Source organism: Myxococcus sp. AM010, from assembly GCF_013372585.1.
In the GTDB taxonomy this organism is placed as follows: domain Bacteria; phylum Myxococcota; class Myxococcia; order Myxococcales; family Myxococcaceae; genus Myxococcus; species Myxococcus vastator.
The window spans coordinates 1-17,235 of record NZ_JABXEO010000023.1 but is presented as its reverse complement, the minus strand read 5'-3'; the positions used below and the strand labels follow the sequence as shown (position 1 = coordinate 17,235).

Annotated in this window: 16 protein-coding genes and 2 tRNA genes; 3 read left to right on the top strand and 15 right to left on the bottom strand. The window is 70.4% G+C overall.

Going from position 1 to position 17,235, the window contains the following annotated elements; genetic code table 11:
• Position 1 precedes the first annotated feature (1 nt).
• The 6 genes from HV826_RS13950 to HV826_RS13925 form a co-directional block, all read right to left on the bottom strand.
• Positions 2-784, bottom strand: a complete 783-nt coding sequence (locus tag HV826_RS13950; protein WP_176417503.1) for an ABC transporter permease — start codon at positions 782-784, stop codon at positions 2-4.
• A gap of 202 nt (positions 785-986) precedes the next feature.
• Positions 987-1,061, bottom strand: a tRNA-Gly gene (locus tag HV826_RS13945).
• Between the two features lie 51 nt (positions 1,062-1,112).
• A tRNA-Gly gene (locus HV826_RS13940) sits at positions 1,113-1,187 on the bottom strand.
• An 81-nt stretch (positions 1,188-1,268) separates the two neighbouring features.
• Positions 1,269-1,958 carry a CDP-diacylglycerol--glycerol-3-phosphate 3-phosphatidyltransferase gene (gene pgsA, locus HV826_RS13935; RefSeq protein WP_176408997.1) on the bottom strand — a complete coding sequence of 230 codons (690 nt, stop codon included), beginning with the start codon at positions 1,956-1,958 and terminating at the stop codon, positions 1,269-1,271.
• Between the two features lie 13 nt (positions 1,959-1,971).
• Entirely contained in the window at positions 1,972-3,489 is a 1,518-nt protein-coding gene (locus HV826_RS13930; RefSeq protein WP_176417502.1) for a tetratricopeptide repeat protein, read from the bottom strand.
• Entirely contained in the window at positions 3,446-4,132 is a 687-nt protein-coding gene (locus HV826_RS13925) for a lytic transglycosylase domain-containing protein (protein ID WP_176417501.1), read from the bottom strand. The genes HV826_RS13930 and HV826_RS13925 overlap by 44 nt, the downstream gene beginning before the upstream one ends.
• An 87-nt stretch (positions 4,133-4,219) precedes the next feature.
• On the opposite strand from HV826_RS13925, the gene nadB reads away from it, so the two are divergent.
• The 3 genes from nadB to HV826_RS13910 all read left to right on the top strand — a co-directional run bounded on the left by nadB (position 4,220) and on the right by HV826_RS13910 (position 7,151).
• Positions 4,220-5,809 (top strand): L-aspartate oxidase, encoded by a 1,590-nt coding sequence (gene nadB / locus HV826_RS13920; RefSeq protein WP_176417500.1) that lies wholly within the window; start codon positions 4,220-4,222, stop codon positions 5,807-5,809.
• A gap of 93 nt (positions 5,810-5,902) precedes the next feature.
• Positions 5,903-6,556: a rhomboid family intramembrane serine protease gene (locus HV826_RS13915; RefSeq protein WP_176417499.1), complete on the top strand. Its 654-nt coding sequence runs from the start codon at positions 5,903-5,905 to the stop codon at positions 6,554-6,556.
• A gap of 1 nt (position 6,557) precedes the next feature.
• Entirely contained in the window at positions 6,558-7,151 is a 594-nt protein-coding gene (locus tag HV826_RS13910) for a TIGR00730 family Rossman fold protein (RefSeq protein ID WP_176417498.1), read from the top strand.
• A gap of 6 nt (positions 7,152-7,157) precedes the next feature.
• Here HV826_RS13910 and HV826_RS13905 read toward each other — a convergent pair whose 3' ends face one another.
• From HV826_RS13905 to HV826_RS13865, 9 genes are all read right to left on the bottom strand, one after another.
• Positions 7,158-7,790: a hypothetical protein gene (locus HV826_RS13905; protein WP_176417497.1), complete on the bottom strand. Its 633-nt coding sequence runs from the start codon at positions 7,788-7,790 to the stop codon at positions 7,158-7,160.
• Positions 7,787-8,353 (bottom strand): orotate phosphoribosyltransferase, encoded by a 567-nt coding sequence (gene pyrE, locus HV826_RS13900; RefSeq protein ID WP_163783725.1) that lies wholly within the window; start codon positions 8,351-8,353, stop codon positions 7,787-7,789. Before pyrE ends, HV826_RS13905 begins: the two co-directional genes overlap by 4 nt.
• 3 nt (positions 8,354-8,356) lie before the next feature.
• The gene (locus tag HV826_RS13895; protein WP_176417496.1) at positions 8,357-9,907 is read right to left on the bottom strand and encodes a ParB N-terminal domain-containing protein; all 1,551 of its coding nucleotides are present in this window, start codon (positions 9,905-9,907) and stop codon (positions 8,357-8,359) included.
• A gap of 64 nt (positions 9,908-9,971) precedes the next feature.
• Entirely contained in the window at positions 9,972-10,694 is a 723-nt protein-coding gene (bacP, locus tag HV826_RS13890; protein WP_176417495.1) for a bactofilin BacP, read from the bottom strand.
• A 3-nt stretch (positions 10,695-10,697) separates the two neighbouring features.
• Positions 10,698-11,078 (bottom strand): bactofilin BacO, encoded by a 381-nt coding sequence (gene bacO / locus HV826_RS13885; protein ID WP_176408989.1) that lies wholly within the window; start codon positions 11,076-11,078, stop codon positions 10,698-10,700.
• On the bottom strand, positions 11,075-11,416 hold the full coding sequence (gene bacN, locus HV826_RS13880; RefSeq protein ID WP_002636699.1) for a bactofilin BacN: 342 nt from the start codon (positions 11,414-11,416) through the stop codon (positions 11,075-11,077). Before bacN ends, bacO begins: the two co-directional genes overlap by 4 nt.
• 55 nt (positions 11,417-11,471) lie before the next feature.
• On the bottom strand, positions 11,472-12,311 hold the full coding sequence (locus HV826_RS13875; RefSeq protein WP_176417494.1) for an alpha/beta hydrolase: 840 nt from the start codon (positions 12,309-12,311) through the stop codon (positions 11,472-11,474).
• 12 nt (positions 12,312-12,323) lie between these two features.
• Positions 12,324-14,198, bottom strand: coding sequence for a tetratricopeptide repeat protein (locus tag HV826_RS13870; protein ID WP_176417493.1), 1,875 nt, complete (start codon positions 14,196-14,198; stop codon positions 12,324-12,326).
• Positions 14,199-14,241: 43 nt separating this feature from the next.
• Complete coding sequence (locus HV826_RS13865; protein WP_176417492.1) at positions 14,242-16,749, bottom strand: ATP-binding protein; 2,508 nt, start codon at positions 16,747-16,749, stop codon at positions 14,242-14,244.
• Positions 16,750-17,235 lie beyond the last annotated feature (486 nt).

The window sequence follows — 17,235 nt, the reverse complement described above, 5'->3', positions numbered from 1 at the left end:
CTCAGATGGACTCCGCGAACTCTTCGCGGCGGGCTTCGAAGATGGACGAGGCGCCCCACAGCAGCACCACGGAGATGGCCGCCAGCGCCATCAACGGCCCTGCGTCCGGCAGCCGGTGCTCGTAGAAGATGGCCTGGTACGACGTCATCAGACTGACCATGGGATTGAGCGCCCGCATCAACGAGCGGGCGCCCTCATCCTGGATGGTGGAGAGCGGATACAGCACGGGCGTGGCGAAGAACCACAGCGTCAGCAGGTTGCTGACGATGTGCTGCAGGTCCCGGAACGTCACGTTGATGGCGGCCAGGATGAAGGTCAGCGCCAGGGTGAAGGTGAGCTGGATGAGCACCACCACCGGGAACAACACCACGTGCCAGGTCGGCCACTGTCCGTAGGCCATGCCCAGCCCCACCATCAGCGGAAGCGACAAGACGAAGTTGCAGAGGTTCGTCACCACCACCGACGTGGGCAGCACCTGGGCCGGGAAGCGGACCTTGGTCAGCAAGTCCCGCCGGTCACTGATGGCGCTGGCCCCGCCGCCGACCGACGTGGAGAACCAGATCCACGGCAACAACCCCACGAACATGAAGAACGGGAAGTTCGGGATGTTCTGCCGCATCACCACGGTGAACAGCAGCACGTACACCAGCATGTGGAGCGTCGGATTCAGGAACGTCCACAGGAAGCCGAGGAACGAGCCGCGATAGCGCGCCTTCAGTTCCCGCTGGACGAGGCTGAAGAGCAAGCCCCGGTACTGATACAATTCACGGACGAGCCGAATCATGAGAGGGCCTTCTATAGCAGGGACACTTGCCGTTGCGAGGACGCCCGGCGCCCCCGGCCCTACCCCGCTGGCGCCCTGGGACGGCTGCTCACATGAAGAGCAAGCCACCCACCGAGCGAATGTCCGGCCCTGGCTCCAGCGCCTGAGCCACCAGGGCACCGGAAAAACAAAAGGCCCCCTGGTTTCCCAGAGGGCCTCAATTTGGAGCGGGAAAAGGGATTTGAACCCTCGACCCTCGCCTTGGCAAGGCGATGCTCTACCGCTGAGCTATTCCCGCGTCAGACCCTGCAAACTAAAAGGCCCTCTGGCTTCCCAGAGGGCCCGATTTTGGAGCGGGAAAAGGGATTTGAACCCTCGACCCTCGCCTTGGCAAGGCGATGCTCTACCGCTGAGCTATTCCCGCATCAGGTGCCGCGCTTTCGTCACCGCCGTGTGACCGCCGGGCCGAAAGTGAGGTGGGGTATACAGAGCCCTTCCGGACCCGTCAAACACTTTTCGCGGCGTCAGGCTCCCCCCCACGCTTCGCCAGCATGGCCAGGAATGCCCGGAAATAGACCACCGCGCTCCACACCGAGAAGGCCCCCGACAGGTAGACGAGCACCTGGCCCACCAGGTTGTAGTCCACCGGCACGGAGAAGCTGCCGAACTCCAGGGGATGCACGTAGTGGACGCAGAGCGAGATGATGCCCACCAGTTGGAGGGACGTCTTCCACTTCCCCTCCTGGCCCGCGGCAATGACCATGCCCTCGCTGGCGGCGATGGTGCGCAGCCCGCTGACGATGAGCTCCCGCGCCAGCAGGACGATGACGACCCACGCGGCGATGCGCCCCAGCCGCACCATCATCACCAGGGCCGCCATGGCGATGAGCTTGTCGGCCAGCGGATCCATGAACTTGCCGACCACGGTGATGAGGTTCCACTTCCGCGCCAGGTAGCCGTCCACCACGTCGGTGATGGCGGCCACCGCGAAGAGGAGCCCCGCCAGCAGCGAGTTGAGGGGGTCCGCGTCGTAGGTCAGCCACACGAAGAGCGGAATGATGAGGATGCGCCCCAACGTGAGCATGTTGGGCAGGTTCCAGAACTCCTGCACCAACACGCTGGGCTTGCGAGCCGCGCGCTTCCGGGCGCGCTCCTCTCGCTTCCGCTGTTTCCGTGCCGCTCGGTCCGTGGCCATGGCAGGGGCCCTTCTAGCGGACACCGAGGGCGATGAGGGCAAAACCTTCACCGCCCAGCTCTACCGCCGCTCGAAGCGGCTCTCCGGAGGGGGACTTGAGCACGGGCACCATGCGCGGCGTGAGGTTCCCCTGCCAGCCCACCAGGTGCGTCAGCGGCACCGTCACCGGCTGCTCCTGACACACCGCCACCGCACGCAGCGGCCCCGGGAGACTCAAGAGCACCTGACCCTGCCCTCGCAGGTGCACCAGGTCCAGGTCCGGCGCGATGTCCGACGGAACCCGGCCGTTCTCGAACATGACCGGCTCCTCGAAGGCGAACACGCACTCGTCGCGGAAGTACGCGGAGTCCTCGCCCAGGTCCACCGCCAGGAAGGTACGGGTCGCGGCCGGCTCCAGGTAGAGCACGCCCTGCCCCCGGGCACGCACCATCCGCGCCGCCCCTTCCCCGAACGCCTTGTCCGTGGCCCGGCCCCGGAAGCGCTTCATCTCCGGCTGGAAGGAGAGCTGCCCCGCCAGCGCCACCAGACCCTCCAGGCGCGTCAGGAGCTCCCCCTCCACCGCCACGGTGTAGCAGCCCGGCCCCGCGCAGAAGGGCCGCGACGCCTCCGCGCCAGGAAGGACGACCGAGCCGGCGAGCTCGGCCAGCGACGACCGCGCGCCCTCCCGCGCGGGGGAGGACTCCGGCGCCGGGGTCGCGGGCGCCAGCGACGTCGCGGGCACCTTGCGCAGCTGCAGCCGCGTCAGGGGCACCGGCGTCAGCGGCACGCTCGTCGCCACCGGCTCGGAGGTCTCATCGAAGGCCGACTCGGGCGGCGGCTCCCGCGCCGCGCCACTGTCAGCCGCTGCCTCCGGCGCCTCGGCCACCGCTGCGCCGGAGAGCGCGCTGGGGCCTTCGTCCTCGGCGAAGCGAATCTCCTCGTCCTCCGGCTCGGCGGCGGCTGGCGGCGATGACGGCGCGGGCGGCGCCGGCTCGGCGGCGCGAGGCTCCACTGGTGTGCTCCGGGGCGGCGGCGTGGCGGCGGCGGCGGCCGGCTTCGCGTAGCTCTCCCCCGCGATGGCGCGCGACATCTTCTCCGCCATGACGTCACTGCCGGCGAGCAGGAAGTGCTCTCGGGCGCGGCCGTATTCGCCCATCTGCGCCAGCGTGAGGCCCAGGTAGTTCTGGGCCTTCTGGTGCTCGGGGGCCAGGTCGGTGGCCGTCTCGAACTCGCGCGCCGCGCGCTGGAGCGCGGACGTCTTCAGGTGCACGAGGCCCAGGTTGACCCGCAGCGTCGGGTCCACCGGGTTGTCGCGCACCAGCATCTCGTACAGCTCGGCCGCCCTGTCGTACAGGCCGAGCTTGAAGTAGCAGAGGCCCAGCAGGTTCTGCGCCTTCTCCATGCGGGGCTGGAGCTCGTGGGCACGCTCCAGGAACGGCTGAGCCTCGTGGACCCGGCCTGCGGCCAACAACTCGCCACCGCGGGAGAGCTGCTGGAGGAACTCATCATCAGCGGGGCTCGTCTCCCCCCGCCCCTTCGCGCGCGTCGTCATTCTGGGATGTGGGCTCGCGGGGACCGCTCGAGACGGCCGCCTCGCGCTCCTTGTAGTGGTAGTAGAGCTTGAGCACCTTGCGCACGTACCCCTGCGTCTCCTGATAGGGGGGCACCTTGCCACCGTAGCGTTTCACCGCTTCGGGGCCAGCGTTGTACGCCGCAACCATCTTCACCATGTCGCCGTCGAACATGTTGGCGAGCACGCGCAGGTAGCGCACGCCGCCCTCGATGTTGTCGCGCTCGTTGAAGATGTCCTTCACGTACATGTCCGTCGCCGTGGCCGGCATGAGCTGCATCAGCCCGCTGGCGCCCTTGTGGCTGAGCGCGTTGGGGTTGAAGTTGCTCTCGGTGTGCATGATGGCGCGCACGAGCGCCGGCGGGATGCGGTAGCGCAGCGCCGCGGCGGTGATGTGCGGATCCAACTCCGGCGGGGTCCGCTTGCGGCCCACCACCGGCGTGTTCTTCGCGGGGGCCTTGGTGAACGTACCCTTCAGCGTCTTGGCCCGCTTGCTGCCCGTGGGCTGCACGTTCGTATAGATGATGGTGCCGTCCTTCTCGACGTACCGGTAGATGGCATCCGCCCCCGCCGACAAGGGCAGGGCCAGCACGGCGAAGGAGAGGAACGCGGAATAGGCACGCATATCGGCCCACGAACCTTAGACACCCGCGGGAAAGTCCTCAAGAAAACGCCTTGTTTCCAGCACTTACAGTCGTTAAGGCTGCTCACCATGCCCCATCGGTTCGATTTCCTCGTCCTGGGAGGCGGCGTGGCGGGCCTGTCGTTCGCCCTCCAGGCGGCCCGCCATGGCACGGTGGCCGTCCTCACCAAGCGTGAGCGTTCCGAAAGCAACACCGCCTATGCCCAGGGCGGCATCGCCAGCGTGCTCGCGCCGTCCGACACCTTCGAGGCCCACATCGAGGACACGCTGGTGGCGGGCGCGGGGCTGTGCCACCAGGACGCGGTGGAAGTCACGGTGAAGGAAGGCCCCAGCCGGGTGCGGGAGCTGGCGGACCTGGGCGCGGAGTTCAACCGCCGCATCACCGGCGAGTTCGACCTCACCCGCGAGGGCGGCCACTCCGCGCGCCGCATCATCCATTCGGGCGACATCACCGGCCGCGAGGTGCAGCGCGCGCTGCTCGCCGCGTGTGACGAAGTCCCCAACATCACCTTCTTCCCGCAGACGGCCGCCATCGACTTCATCCAGGAGCGGCGCGGCCCCTCCCCTGGGGTCAGTCGGTGTCTGGGCGTCTACGCCCTGCTGGAGGACGGCGTCATCGAGCGCTTCCTGGCCAAGGTGACGGTGCTGGCCACCGGCGGCGCCGGGAAGGTGTACCTGTACACGTCCAACCCGGACGTGGCCACCGGTGACGGCGTGGCCATGGCGTACCGGGCGGGGGCGAAGGTGGCGAACATGGAGTTCTACCAGTTCCACCCCACCTGCCTGTACCACCCGGAGGCCAAGAGCTTCCTCATCAGCGAGGCGCTGCGCGGCGAGGGCGGCAAGCTGAAGCTCAAGAGCGGCGCGTCCTTCATGGAGCGCTACCACCCCATGGGCGCGCTCGCGCCGCGTGACGTGGTGGCGCGCGCCATCGACGCGGAGATGAAGCGCACGGGCGACGACTGCGTCTACCTGGACATGACGCACCTGGGGCGCGCCTTCCTCGCCGAGCGCTTCCCCAACATCTACGCCACCTGCAAGGCCTTCAACATCGACATGGCGGTGCAGCCCATCCCCGTCGTCCCAGCGGCCCACTACATGTGCGGCGGCGTGGTGACGGACCTGGAGGGACGCACCAACGTGCCCGGCCTGTACGCCATCGGTGAAGTCACCTGTACGGGCCTGCACGGCGCCAACCGGCTCGCGTCCAACTCGCTGCTGGAGGGGCTCGTCTTCGGCCACCGCGCCGTGCAGGTGGCCGCGGACGAAGTGCGCGCGCAGCCCGCTCCCACCGAGGACCCGCCGCCCTGGGATTCGGGCAGCGCGGTGGAGTCGGATGAGAGCGTCGTCGTCACCCACAACTGGGACGAGATTCGCCGGCTGATGTGGAACTACGTCGGCATCGTCCGCACGGACAAGCGGCTGATGCGCGCGCGGCGCCGGCTGGAGCTGCTGCGCGAGGAGATTCGCGACTACTACTGGCGCTTCAAGGTGACTCGCGACGTCATCGAGCTGCGGAACATCGCCGACGTCGCCTACCTCATCGTCGACTGCGCCAGCCGCCGCAAGGAGAGCCGCGGCCTCCACTACACGCTGGACTACCCGCGCCCGGACGACCACCGCTGGCTGCGAGACACCGTCGTGTCCAGGGAGCCGTGAGCCCGCATGTCCTCCCGTCCACGACGCATTCTCGATGCACCCTCCCCCGCCTCGGGCGGTGAAGGCCCCGGCGCGCGGCCCCCTGGCCCACCGGTGCCAGGCCCACCGCAGCCGCGGCCCTGGGTGTGCTACGCCCTCATCGCTTGCGCGGTGTCGCTCTTCGTGGCGGAGCAGGTGCTGCCCATCTCCCAGGTGGTCCGGAGCGAGCTCGGGCGGATGCAGATTCCGCCCCTGGGCCTGTACGGCCCCTTCGTGCAGGCGGGCCAGTACTGGCGGCTGCTGGGCGCGGTGCTGGAGCACGGCAGTCCCCTCCACCTCCTGTTCAACATGTCGGTGGTGGTGACGCTTGGCTTCACGCTGGAGCGGGGCATCGGCAGCCTGCGCTTCCTCGGCCTGTCGCTCGTGACGGCGCTGGGGGCGTCCACCTTCTCGCTCATCTTCGACTTCGACGTGCCCACGGTGGGCGCGTCCGGAATGATTCTGGGCTGGGCGGGGGCCATGCTGCCCGTCGCCACGCGAGAGGGCCGCCGGGACTTGTTCATCTGGCTGGCGCAGGTGGCCGTCCTCAGCCTGCTCCCCTTCGTGAGCTGGGCGGGGCACCTGGGCGGCTTCCTCTTCGGACTGCCCTGCGGGCTGGCCCTGCGCATGGGGCGGCAAGTCTACGCGCGCGCCCTGCCCATCCTTCTTTTTCTCTCGGTGGTGGTGGCGCTCTACGCGGCCCACCCCGAGCGACGTGGAGGCTTTTGACATGGAAGTGCGAAGTGTCTGTGTGTTCTGCGGCTCCCGGCCCGGCGCGCGTCCGGAGTACCTGGACGCCGCCACCCGCATGGGCGCCGAGCTGGCGCGACGAGGCCTGACGCTCGTCTACGGCGGCGCCAGCGTGGGCCTCATGGGCGCGGTGGCGGACGGCGCGCTGGCCGCAGGAGGCAAGGTGGTGGGCGTGCTGCCCGGCTTCCTCGGCGCCAAGGAGCTGGCCCACCGGGGCCTCACGGAGCTGCACTCCGTTGGCTCCATGCACGAGCGCAAGGCGCTGATGGCGGAGCGCTCGGACGCCTTCATCGCGCTGCCCGGGGGCTTTGGAACGCTCGATGAGCTCTTCGAAATCGTGACCTGGGCCCAGTTGGGCCTGCATCGCAAGCCCATGGGCCTGCTGGACACGCGCGGCTTCTTCCAGCCCCTGCTGGCCATGGCGCGGCACCACGCGGAGGAAGGCTTCGTCCCCGTGGAGCAGGCCGTGCCCTTCGCCGTGAGCGCTTCGCCCACCGCCCTGATGGACCGGCTGCTGGCGGGCCCGACGATGCCGCCCGCGGAGAAGTGGCTGAAGCGCCCCAGCCAGACGTGAGCCGCGCTACTGCGCGCTCACCTGCATGTCCGCCTTGCCCAACGACGAGGCCATGCGGAACGTCACCGTCTGCGTGCCGGGCGGAATGACGGGGCTCCCGTCGGACATCTGCGTGGGGAACTGAATCTCCCACCCCACCCAGAAAATCGACGTGTACGGGTAGTACGCCCGCGTCTGCATGTTGACCCGGCCCAGCCGGCGGATGCGCGAGGGCGTCACCTCGCCAGCGGGCGTCACCAGCGCCAGGCGCCAGATGGAGTGCTTGTAGTCGAAGTCGGCGTAGACGAAGTCGTTGAAGTGCACGCCCAGGAAGAACTCATGGACCTGCGCGGCCTTCGCCCGCTCCTCGGCGAGCATCTGCTCCACCTTCACCGTGGGCAGTTGCTGGAAGGCGGCCTGACGATGCACGCGCGCCTCGCGGAAGGACTGCGTCTGCAGCGTCACGCCCGCGAACACGCGCGTGTCGAAGCCGTCGTAGATTTCCTGCTGCCCCGTGTAGCGCGCGAGAATCTTCCGGTAGGAGTGCTCCGCGTGCTCGTCCGGCAGCGACGGCGGCGGATCACTGATGGCGGTGGGCGGCGTGGTGACACAGCCCGCGAGCAGCCCCAGCAGCGCCGCGGTGAGGAACGGACGCCTCACGGAATGAAGTCCTTGCGGGTGAAGAGCGTGTGGAGCCGGTGGCCCGAGGCCTCCACGGCTTCACGTCCCCCTTCCAACCGGTCCACCAGCGCGAAGGCCCCCAGCACCTTCAGGCCTTCCAGTTGGGCCCGCTCGATGGCCTTGAGCGTGGATGCGCCCGTCGTGACGACGTCCTCCACGATGGCCACCGCCGCGCCCTGCCCCAGCCCGCTCAGGCCCTCAATCCACTGGCCCGTGCCGTGGCCCTTGGGCTCCTTGCGCACGATGAAGGCCGCCAGCGGCGTGCCGGACAGGTAGCCCGTGAGGCTCACCGCGGACGCCAGCGGATCGGCGCCCAGCGTCAGCCCGCCCACGCCCACGGCCTCGGGGGCCTCGCGCCGGATGGCCTCCAGGAACAGCCGGCCAATGAGGAAGTGGCCCTCGGCCAGCAGCGCCGTGCGCTTGCAGTCGATGTAGAAGTCCGACTCCTTGCCGGACGAGAGCACCACGCGGCGCTGCTCGAAGGAGCGTTCGGTGAGCAGCTCCAACAGCCGGGCGCGGTCGCGCACGAGCGGTTCCACCATGGCCTACAGCCCCTCCAGATAGGTGACCAGCTCGGACGAGTAGCGGAGCTGCATCAGGAGCTCCGCCTTGCGCGACTCATCCAGCGCGGCGAACACGTCCGCCAGCAGCGAGAGGTCCTGATTGATGGCCCCGAGCCGCTGCGCCACTTCCTGCGCCAGCTCGTCGGCGTCAATCTCCTCCTCCACGCTCTCCGGCGCCAGCGTGTCCTCGGTGGCGAGCGCCTTCTCCAGCATGTCGCGGACGGCCGCGCTCAAGCGCCCCTGCGCCTCGAGCTCGTCGCGCTTCGCCTCAAGGACTTCCGGGCCCACCGGCGTGGCGTGAATCGCCTCCGCCAGTGACATCACCAGCGCGTCCTCGTCCGAGAGCCGCAGGTGGATCCGCGCCTGCACCGCGTCCCGCTTGAGGAAGCGCAGCGCGGCGACGCGACGGAAGCCGCAGACGAGCTGGTAGCGGTCCTCCCCCGCCGGGCGGACATCCACCGGGAACAGCTGCCCCAGCCGCGCGATGTCCGTGGCCAGCCCCGACACGTCTCCTTCCGGGCGGAGCTTGAACGCGCTTTCGTCCTGCAGCTTCTCCAGCGACAGGAGCACCGTCGTCACCCGGCCTGAGAGCCGCTGCTCGGGCTCGGCGAGGACGTCCTCCTGAGACTCCTCGCCGGAGTCGCTGGCCTTGTCTCCGTCGGCATCACCCGTCCAGAACGCGCCTTGGGGGCGCTCGTCCAGCCCGGGCGTGGCGCGGGACTCGCTGTCGGAGAGGGCCTGCTCGGCGCGCGCCTCCGCGTTGGCGGCGGACCCGCCTCCTGATTCGCTTCCGTCCTGCCCGTGGGACTCACTCACGGCCTGGTGCTCGCCCTGCGCATGAGACGCATCCTTGGCATGTGGAGCCCCCTGACCGTGGGACGGGGTGCCCTCGGCCTGAAGTCCACCTTCCTGCGAACCTGTCGGGTCCTTCGACGCCTCGCTCACGGAGGCGTCCGCGGAGCCCGGCGCTCCGCTACCCGCATCGTGCGGCCGCGCGCCTTCGCCCTGCGTGTCGCCAGTGGCCGGGGACGAATCCTGCGATGAAGGCGTTCCGTCAACGGGAGGCTCACCGCCCTGCCCCTGCGCCGAGCCGGCGTTCTGGGGCTCGCCCTGTTCCGAAGGCGCGCCCTCGGCGCGCGGCTCAGCGCCCTGTTCCGGTGGCGTACCCTCGGCGCGAGGCTCCAGCCCTTCGGCGGGTGGCGTGCTCTCGGCGGCTCGGTGCTCCGAACCTTCGACGGGCGGCGTGCCCTCGGCGAGCTGCTCAGCGCCCTGTTCCGACGGCGCGCCCTCGGCGGCCCGCTGCTCGGAACCTTCGGCTGGCGGCGAGCCCTCGGCGCGGTGCTCGCCACCGGACTCCGGTGACGCGTCCTCGCGCTTGTGCTCGCCCTGCTCCGGGGAGCTCCCCGAAGCGTGCGGCTCGGTGCTCACGGCACCACCCTGGCCGCCGTCCTGCCCGGACGACGCCTGTGAGCCGCCTTCGGGCCCAGCACCCGCCGTCCCATCCTGTCCATCAACCCTGTGCTCGGCGTCCATGGTGGCACCCCTGATAAGCCCACGCGCCCGCACCGCCAACGACTGACGGCGCGGGCGGTGCGCGCTAGCGGGTCTTCTTCTTCACCACGACCTTCTTCTTCGCGCCAGCACCCACCAGGACTGGCGTCGGCGGCTCGGCAGAGCCCGCTTGCTCAGCCTGCGACTCCGCCCGCTCCACGCGGGTCGGCGGAGGCGGCGGCAGCGGCTTGCTTCCCAGGCCACCCAACCCCGGACGGGTGATGGGCGCCGAGGGGCGCGTCGTCGCGGCAGGCGCCGAGGGGCGCGCGGGCGGCGGAGGAGGCGTGGGCCGCGACGGCGGCGGCGGAGGCGTGGGCCGCGCGGCGGGAATCGTCGGACGCGCGGGCGTCACCGAGGGACGGCTCACCGCCGTGGGGCGGACCACCGCGGGGCGCTCGGCCGGCAGACGTCCCGGCTCCACATCCCCCATGTCCACGCGGCCGCGGAAGCTGGCTCCGTCCACGATGATGACGCGCGGGGCGCGGATGTCGCCCACCATGCGGCCTTCGCGGGTGAGCTCCACGCTCTCGGTGGCGTTGATGTTGCCCACCACCACGCCGCTGACGATGGCGTTCCTCACCGCCACGTTCGCCTTCACCACCCCCGAGGGCTCCACGATGAGGGTGCGGCTGAGCGTCAGCTCACCCTCGACGCGCCCTCGGACCGTGAGGTCCTCGTCGCCCGTCAACCGGCCGCTGATGAGGATGGAAGGCCCCACCACGGTGTTGTCGACGTTGTTGCTCGCTGAGAGCTCCTTCGCGGTGGCCACGAATCAGCGCTCCTTCATGTCCATGTCGACGTTGCCCTTGAAGGAGGCACCGTCGGCGATGAGGATTCGGGGCGCCTTGATGTCGCCCACCACGCGGCAGTCCGTCTTCAGCTCCACCTTGTCGCTGGCGACGATGTTGCCCGTGACGCGGCCGGCGATCTCCACGTTCTGCGTCTCGATGTCCGCCTCGACGACGCCGCTGCCCTCCACGTAGAGGCTTTCCTTGAGGGAAATCTTCCCCTTCACGGTGCCCTGGATGACCAGGTCCTCGTCGCCGGAGATCTCCCCGTCGATGACGATGCTCGAGCCAATGACCGTATTCGCCATGAGTGTTGTCCGCCTCTCGAAAGGTGTGTGCCGCGGCGCGCGCGGCGTGAAGCTCAAATGTCGTCAGGAAGCCGAACGTCCATCTCGATGGAGCCGTTGAACACGGCCCCGTCCTCGATGACGACGCGAGGCGCCTTGATGTCGCCGGCCACCTTGGCCGAGGCGTTGATGGCCACGCGCGACGAGGCGTCGATGTTGCCGCTGGCCTCGCCGTTGATGGTCAACTCCTCGGCGCGGATGTCCGCCTGCACCTTGCCGGTGCTCTCGATGGTGAGGTGGTTCTTCAGGGCAATCTGCCCCTCCACGCGTCCCTCGATCACCAGGTCCCCACCTCCCGTGAGGTTGCCCTTGATGACGATGCCCTTGCCGATGATGCCCGTTTCACCCGTTGCCATGCGGTGACCTCACCCAGCGCCAGCTCCTCCCTAGGAGCCGGGCGACCTGATTATGTCAGAGATGCGCGGAGATCCAGCCGGAGATATCCCGGAACACCTCCGCACGGCCCACCTCGTTGAGCGGCTCATGCCGCATTCCGGGGTACTCCTTGAACTTCTTGTCGGGCGACCCCGCCCGCTCGAAGTACTCCCGCGCCGCCGCCGGAGCGGCCACCCCATCCTCCGCGCCACACAGGACGAACAGCGGCACTTGAATCTTCGGCGCCAGCAGCACGGCCTCGCCCTGTGCCCGCGTGGACTCGACGAACCACCGCGGCGTGGCGATGGCCTGGTGGAGCGGGTCCTCCCGGGTGGCCTGCTGCACGTCGGTGTCATGGGTGAGGTCCTCCACCTTGAGCCCGGAGGAGATGCTCAGCCACGGCACCAGCTTGCCCACCGCGCGCGCGGCCATCAGCTTCGAGGCCGGAGGGGTGATGGCCAGCTTGAGGTACGGCGCCGACAGCACCAGCCCCGTCAAACCCTCCACAGGCCGGCTGGAGGCCCACGTCGCCGACATCAGGCCGCCGTGGCTGTGCGCCAGCATGAAGGCCTTCTTGCCCTCCGACACCGCGCGCACCCGCGCCCAGAAGACCTCCAGGTCCTCCAGGTAGTCCGGCCACTTCTCGCAGTAGGCCCGGCGCCCGTCGGCCTTGCCATGGCCCCGGTAGTCGAAGCCGTGCACCGCGAAGCCGTCCGCCAGCAGCGCGTCCGTCACGAAGCCATAGCGGCCAAAGTGGTCGCCATACCCATGCACCACCGCGACATGCGCGCGGGGCTCGGCATCAGGAAGGATGGACTTCCAGTACAGCCGTGTCCCATCCCTGCCGGGAAAAAAGCCCTCGTCGCTACGCGCCATAGGCGCACCAACTTAGCGGTCTGGCGCACGCGTGGGTAGCGCCTTGAGCTTGCGCTCCAACGCGGCGCGCTGACCGGGGGGCTCGGCGGACTCGGGGTCCAGCGTCAGCACTTCCAGGGCGCGGCGCCAGGCCGCCGCGGCATCGTCCGTCCTCGCCACCCGCTGGTAGGCGTCTCCCAGGTGTTCGAGGATGACGGGCTCGTCCGGAGCCAGCGTGGAGGCCCGCTCCAGCGCGTCCACGGCCCGGGCGTAGTCTCCTCGCCGGAAGTACACCCAGCCCAGTGAATCCAGGTAGGCCCCGGTGTCCGGCCGCAGCTCCAGGGCGCGCCGCACGCGCCGCTCGGCCTCGTCCAGGTGCTGCCCCGCCTGCGCCAGCAGGTAGCCCAGGAAGTTCAGCGCGGCGGTGTGGTCCGGGGACACGGCCAGCACCGCCCGCATGCGGGCCAGCGCGCCCGTCACGTCGCCTTGCCGCTCGTGGGCAGCGCCCAGCACGTACAGCAGGTCCGCGTCCCGGGGAGCGCGCGCCACCGCCTCGCGCAGCAGCGTCAACGCCTCGTCGCCTCGGCCCTGCCGGTGGAGCGTGGCGGCCAGGGCGTCATACAGCGCCGCGGAGGGACTGGCGGCCAGGGCCTCGCGCAGGAGCAGCTCCGCGCGGTGCGGCGTGCCGCCGCGCTCCAGCGCCCGGGCGAACTGCATCCGGACCTCCACGTCCTCCGGTGACACCCGCATCGCCGTCCGGTAGAGCGTGAGCGCCCGGGAGTGCTCCCCCAGCAGCGAAAGGCTGCGGGCACGGCGCAGGCGCGCGTCGGCATGGACATCCGACTCCGAGGGAACACCGGCGAAGGCCTCCGCCGCGTCGGCGAAGCGGCGCATCCGCTCATGGACGAGCCCCGCGTAGTAGGCCAGCCGAGGGTCCGCATGGTCCCCTCTGCGCGCCGCCTCCAGCACCTCCGCGGCCGCCCCGGGCTCGCGCGCGGCCAGGTAGCTGAAGGCCACCCGCACCGGCATCTCCGGCTCGGAGGAGAGCGACAACAGCCGGTCGAAGTACGCCCGCGCCCGGACGGCGGAGCCCGCCTTCAGCGCCGCGCGCCCGGCGCCCAGCAGCACCTCGCGGCTGTCCGGTTCCCGCTCCAGCGCCCGAGCCAGGGACTCCTCCGCCTGCACGGGCCGGCCGGTGTCCACGTACAGCTGAGCCAGCGCCGTCAGCACCTCCACGTCGCCTGGGGCCCGGGTGGCGGCCTCCACCAGCAGGCGTTCGGCACGCGCCGTGTCGCCCCGCTCCGCCAGGGCCAACCCCAGGCGCTGGTACCCAGAGGCCTCCCCCGGCAGCGCCAGCGCCAGCGCGTCCACCACCTTCACCGCCGCGTCCGTGGCCCCTGTCTCCAGGTGGAGCTGGGCCAGGACGAGGTAGGCCTCCGGCTCGCGCGGCTTGAGGGACACCGCGCGCCGCAGGTGCAGCCGGGCCCGGGCGAACCGCTTCGACTCCGTGAGGACGCGGCCCAGGAGCACGTGCGCGGGGTAGTAGGCGGGGGCACGCAGCACGGCCCGGCGAAGCTCACGCTCCGCGCGCGTCAAATCGCCCAGCCGGGCGTACGCCTCGCCCAGCCGGGTGAGCAGCAGCGGGTTGCCGTCATCCGTGGCCAGGGCCAGCCGCAGCGCGTCCACCGCGCCCCGGTGGTCCCCGGCATGGTGCTTCAGCCGGGACTGGAGGTAGTTCGTGTAGCTGGCGGACGAGGCGTAGCGGCCTTCGTCCGCGGCGCCCGCGTCGATGGCCTCCCGCATGGCCTCCGGGTCCACGCGCGGCCGCCGTGACGGGGCGGCCGCGGACACACCCGGCGCTACGAGGACGGCCAGCAGGGCGGACACGAGGAGGCGAGAGGGGCGCACGCGAGCCTGAGTCTAGCGTGAGCCCGCCCCGCGTGCAGTCGCCTCAGGTCTCCTCGGGGGCCGGCGCGCCCAGTTTCTCCAGCAGCTTCTCCACCGAGTCGCTGTCCTGGCTCACATCCGCCACCGCCGACCGGTACTCCGTGTCTGTCGCCTTCTCCACATCCGGCAACATGCGGCTGATGACGGCGCGCGCCGCCTCCGCCTGGCACTCCGGCAGGACGACGGCGAACACGCCTCCGCCCAGGTGGGAGATGGCGTCCGGGTGGCGCACCCGCTTGCGCATGACGTCCGCGATGGTGGACGGCACGGGCTCCACCGGCCGGTCGGGCCGGAGCACCGCGAGGCTGAGCGCGCGGTGGTAGCGCCGGCTGCGCGCCACTTCCTGCTCCAGCCGCAGCAGCAGCCCGCGCCGGTCGTGCAGGCCCGTTGCGGGGTCGCTGCCGGTGCGCCGCTGCAGGGCGCTGGCCTTCTCCTTCTCCTGCTGCTCGCGCTCGCCCTGGCGCAGCTTGAGGGCGCGCTCGGTGCGGTTGAGGAGCTCCACCGCGTTGAACGGCTTGCTCATGTAGTCCACCGCGCCCAGGTTCAGCGAGCGGACCTTCTCCGCCACGCCCTGGTGGGCGGACAGCAGGATGACGGGGATGCGCGCGGTGTCCGTCGAGGACTTGAGCGCCATGGCCGCGTCCAGGCCGTCCAGCTTGGGGAGGAATACGTCCATGACCACCAGGTCCGGCCGCTGGGCCTTCGCCCGGGCCAGGCCCTCCGCGCCGTCGCGCGCCACCTCCACGCGGTACTTGGAGCGCAGCACCTCCGACAGCACCGCGGCGATCTCCGGCTCGTCCTCCACCACCAGCACGCGCGGCTGCTCCTGCGGCGAGGGCGCGGCGGCGGGCGGCGGACGCGGGTTGCGCGGCGCTTCCTGCGCCAGCGGCAGCGTGAAGACGAAGATGCAGCCGGTGTCCGGCGGGCTCTCCGCCCAGATTTCACCGCCGTGCAGCTCCACGAACTCCTTGCAGATGGCCAACCCCAGCCCGGTGCCCTTGCCGCCGTGGCGGTAACGGTCGAAGACGAGGTGCAGCTCGTCCGGCGGAATGCCCACGCCGTCGTCCTGCACGCACACCTTGGCGGCGTCTCCGTCCGGACGCCCCAGCCGCTGGGTGCTCACCACCACCTCGCCGTCCTGGCGCGCGTGGTGGATGGCGTTGGTGATGAGGTTCTGCAGCACCTCGTGCAGCTTCACCTCGTCGCCGATGAGCATCAGGCTGTCCGGACAGTCGGCGCGCAGGGACACACCCCGCTCCGCGGCGAGAATCTCCAGCTCGTTGACGGCATCGCGGCACAGCTGCGCCACGTCCAGGACTCGGGGCTCGATGGACAGCCGCGCCGCCTCGCCCTTGCCCTTCTCCAGCAGGGACTCCACCAGGCCGAGGATCTTCTTGCCCTGGCGGATCATCGCCTCGGAGGACTGGCGCTGCTGCGGCTCCAGCGGCCCTTCCTGCAACAGCCGGCCGTGCCCCAGGAGCACCTGGAGCGGCGCGCGCAAGTCATGGCTGCACACCGCGATGATTTCGTCCTTGAGCCGGTTGAGCTCCTTGAGCCGGCGGTTGGCCTCGCTCAGCTCCTGGTAGCGCTGGACGTAGGCCTCCTCCAGGTCCTCGCGCTTCTTCTTCACCGCCGTGTGAAGGCGCGCGTTGCGGATGGAGTTGGCCAGCACGCCGGCCACCGCCTGGGCGAACTCCTGCTCGTCCCGGCCGAACGACGCGTCCGCGCGCGATACGCGTAGGAACAGCGCCCCCAGCAGGTCGCCCTGACAGATGAGGGGCTGGACCAGGATGGACTTCACGCCCAGCGGCAGGATGTTGGTGCGGACCTCCGCCATCAGCGGGTCGCGCTGCGCCTCCTCGATGACCACCGCCTCCCGCGTCTCCAGCGCGCGGCGCAGCTCCGGGTAGCGCATCACCTCGATGTCCAGCTGGACGAGGCTCGGGTCCTCCTGCGTGGCGACCACCTTCGCGGTGCGGGCATGGCTGCCCTCCACCAGCACCACCGAGCAGCGGTCCGTCCCGGTGACGCGGCCGACCTTGTCCACGGCGATGCGGAGAATCTCCTCCAGTTCCAGCGAGCTGGTGGCCGCCTGGGTGATTTCCAGGAGCATCCCCATCCGCAGACGGATCCGCTCTTCCCGGTCGCGCAGCCGGCCCGCGCGCAGCGCGGCCTCCAGACGGGGCACCACCTCGTCGGCGCCGCGGATCCAATCGTCCACGGCCAGCCGCTTGAAGGCCTCCGCCGAGCGCGCGCGGCCCAGGTCCACCAGCACCGGCAGGCGCTGGAGCCGGTCCACCTTGCGCAGCGACTCCAGCATCTCCGCGGCCCGCTTCGCCGTCACCGCCAGCAGGACGACCTCTGGCTGCAACGTGTCCGCGACCTGGGCCAGGCCGCTCTCCTTCTCCGCCGACGCGCACTGGTAGCCGCTCGAGGTGAGCCGCTCCATGAGCGCGTCGCCCGCCTCCTTGGCGGCCACCACCAGCACGCGTCCCCGCTGATCAGCCTGCATCTCGACTCTCACGGTGAACCCCAGCCCCGGCGGCATGGCGCTGGGTAGAGAGGCTGCAAAAACGCGCTGCGTGCGAAAGAGTTCATGGTTCGGATCCCGATCATGCCGCTGAACACGCCCTGGGGCCAGAACGGCGGGCATGGGTGGGAGGATGTGGCCACGTCGGTCCCCGCCGCCCCCAAGCCCTCCGGAGGCCGAGCGTACACGATGGACGCCACTTCCCTACCGCCCGCGGACCGCGCACGGCCGCTCGCCCCGCCTGCCACCCATCAGGCGCCAGCAGGGCTACAGATGCAACACCCTGGCGCTTCCCTGGCCCTGTGACACCGCCCACCGCGTGGGTCCCGACGGCGCGGGCGGAACTACCACAGCCAGCAGCCCTTGGGGGACGTTCCGGACCCAGGTGGGATGGGGTCGGTTCGGGCCCGCCCGACAGGTGGGCGTAGGTGCCTGGGGTGCCGCGTACCGGCTAGAGTCCGCCCCCAT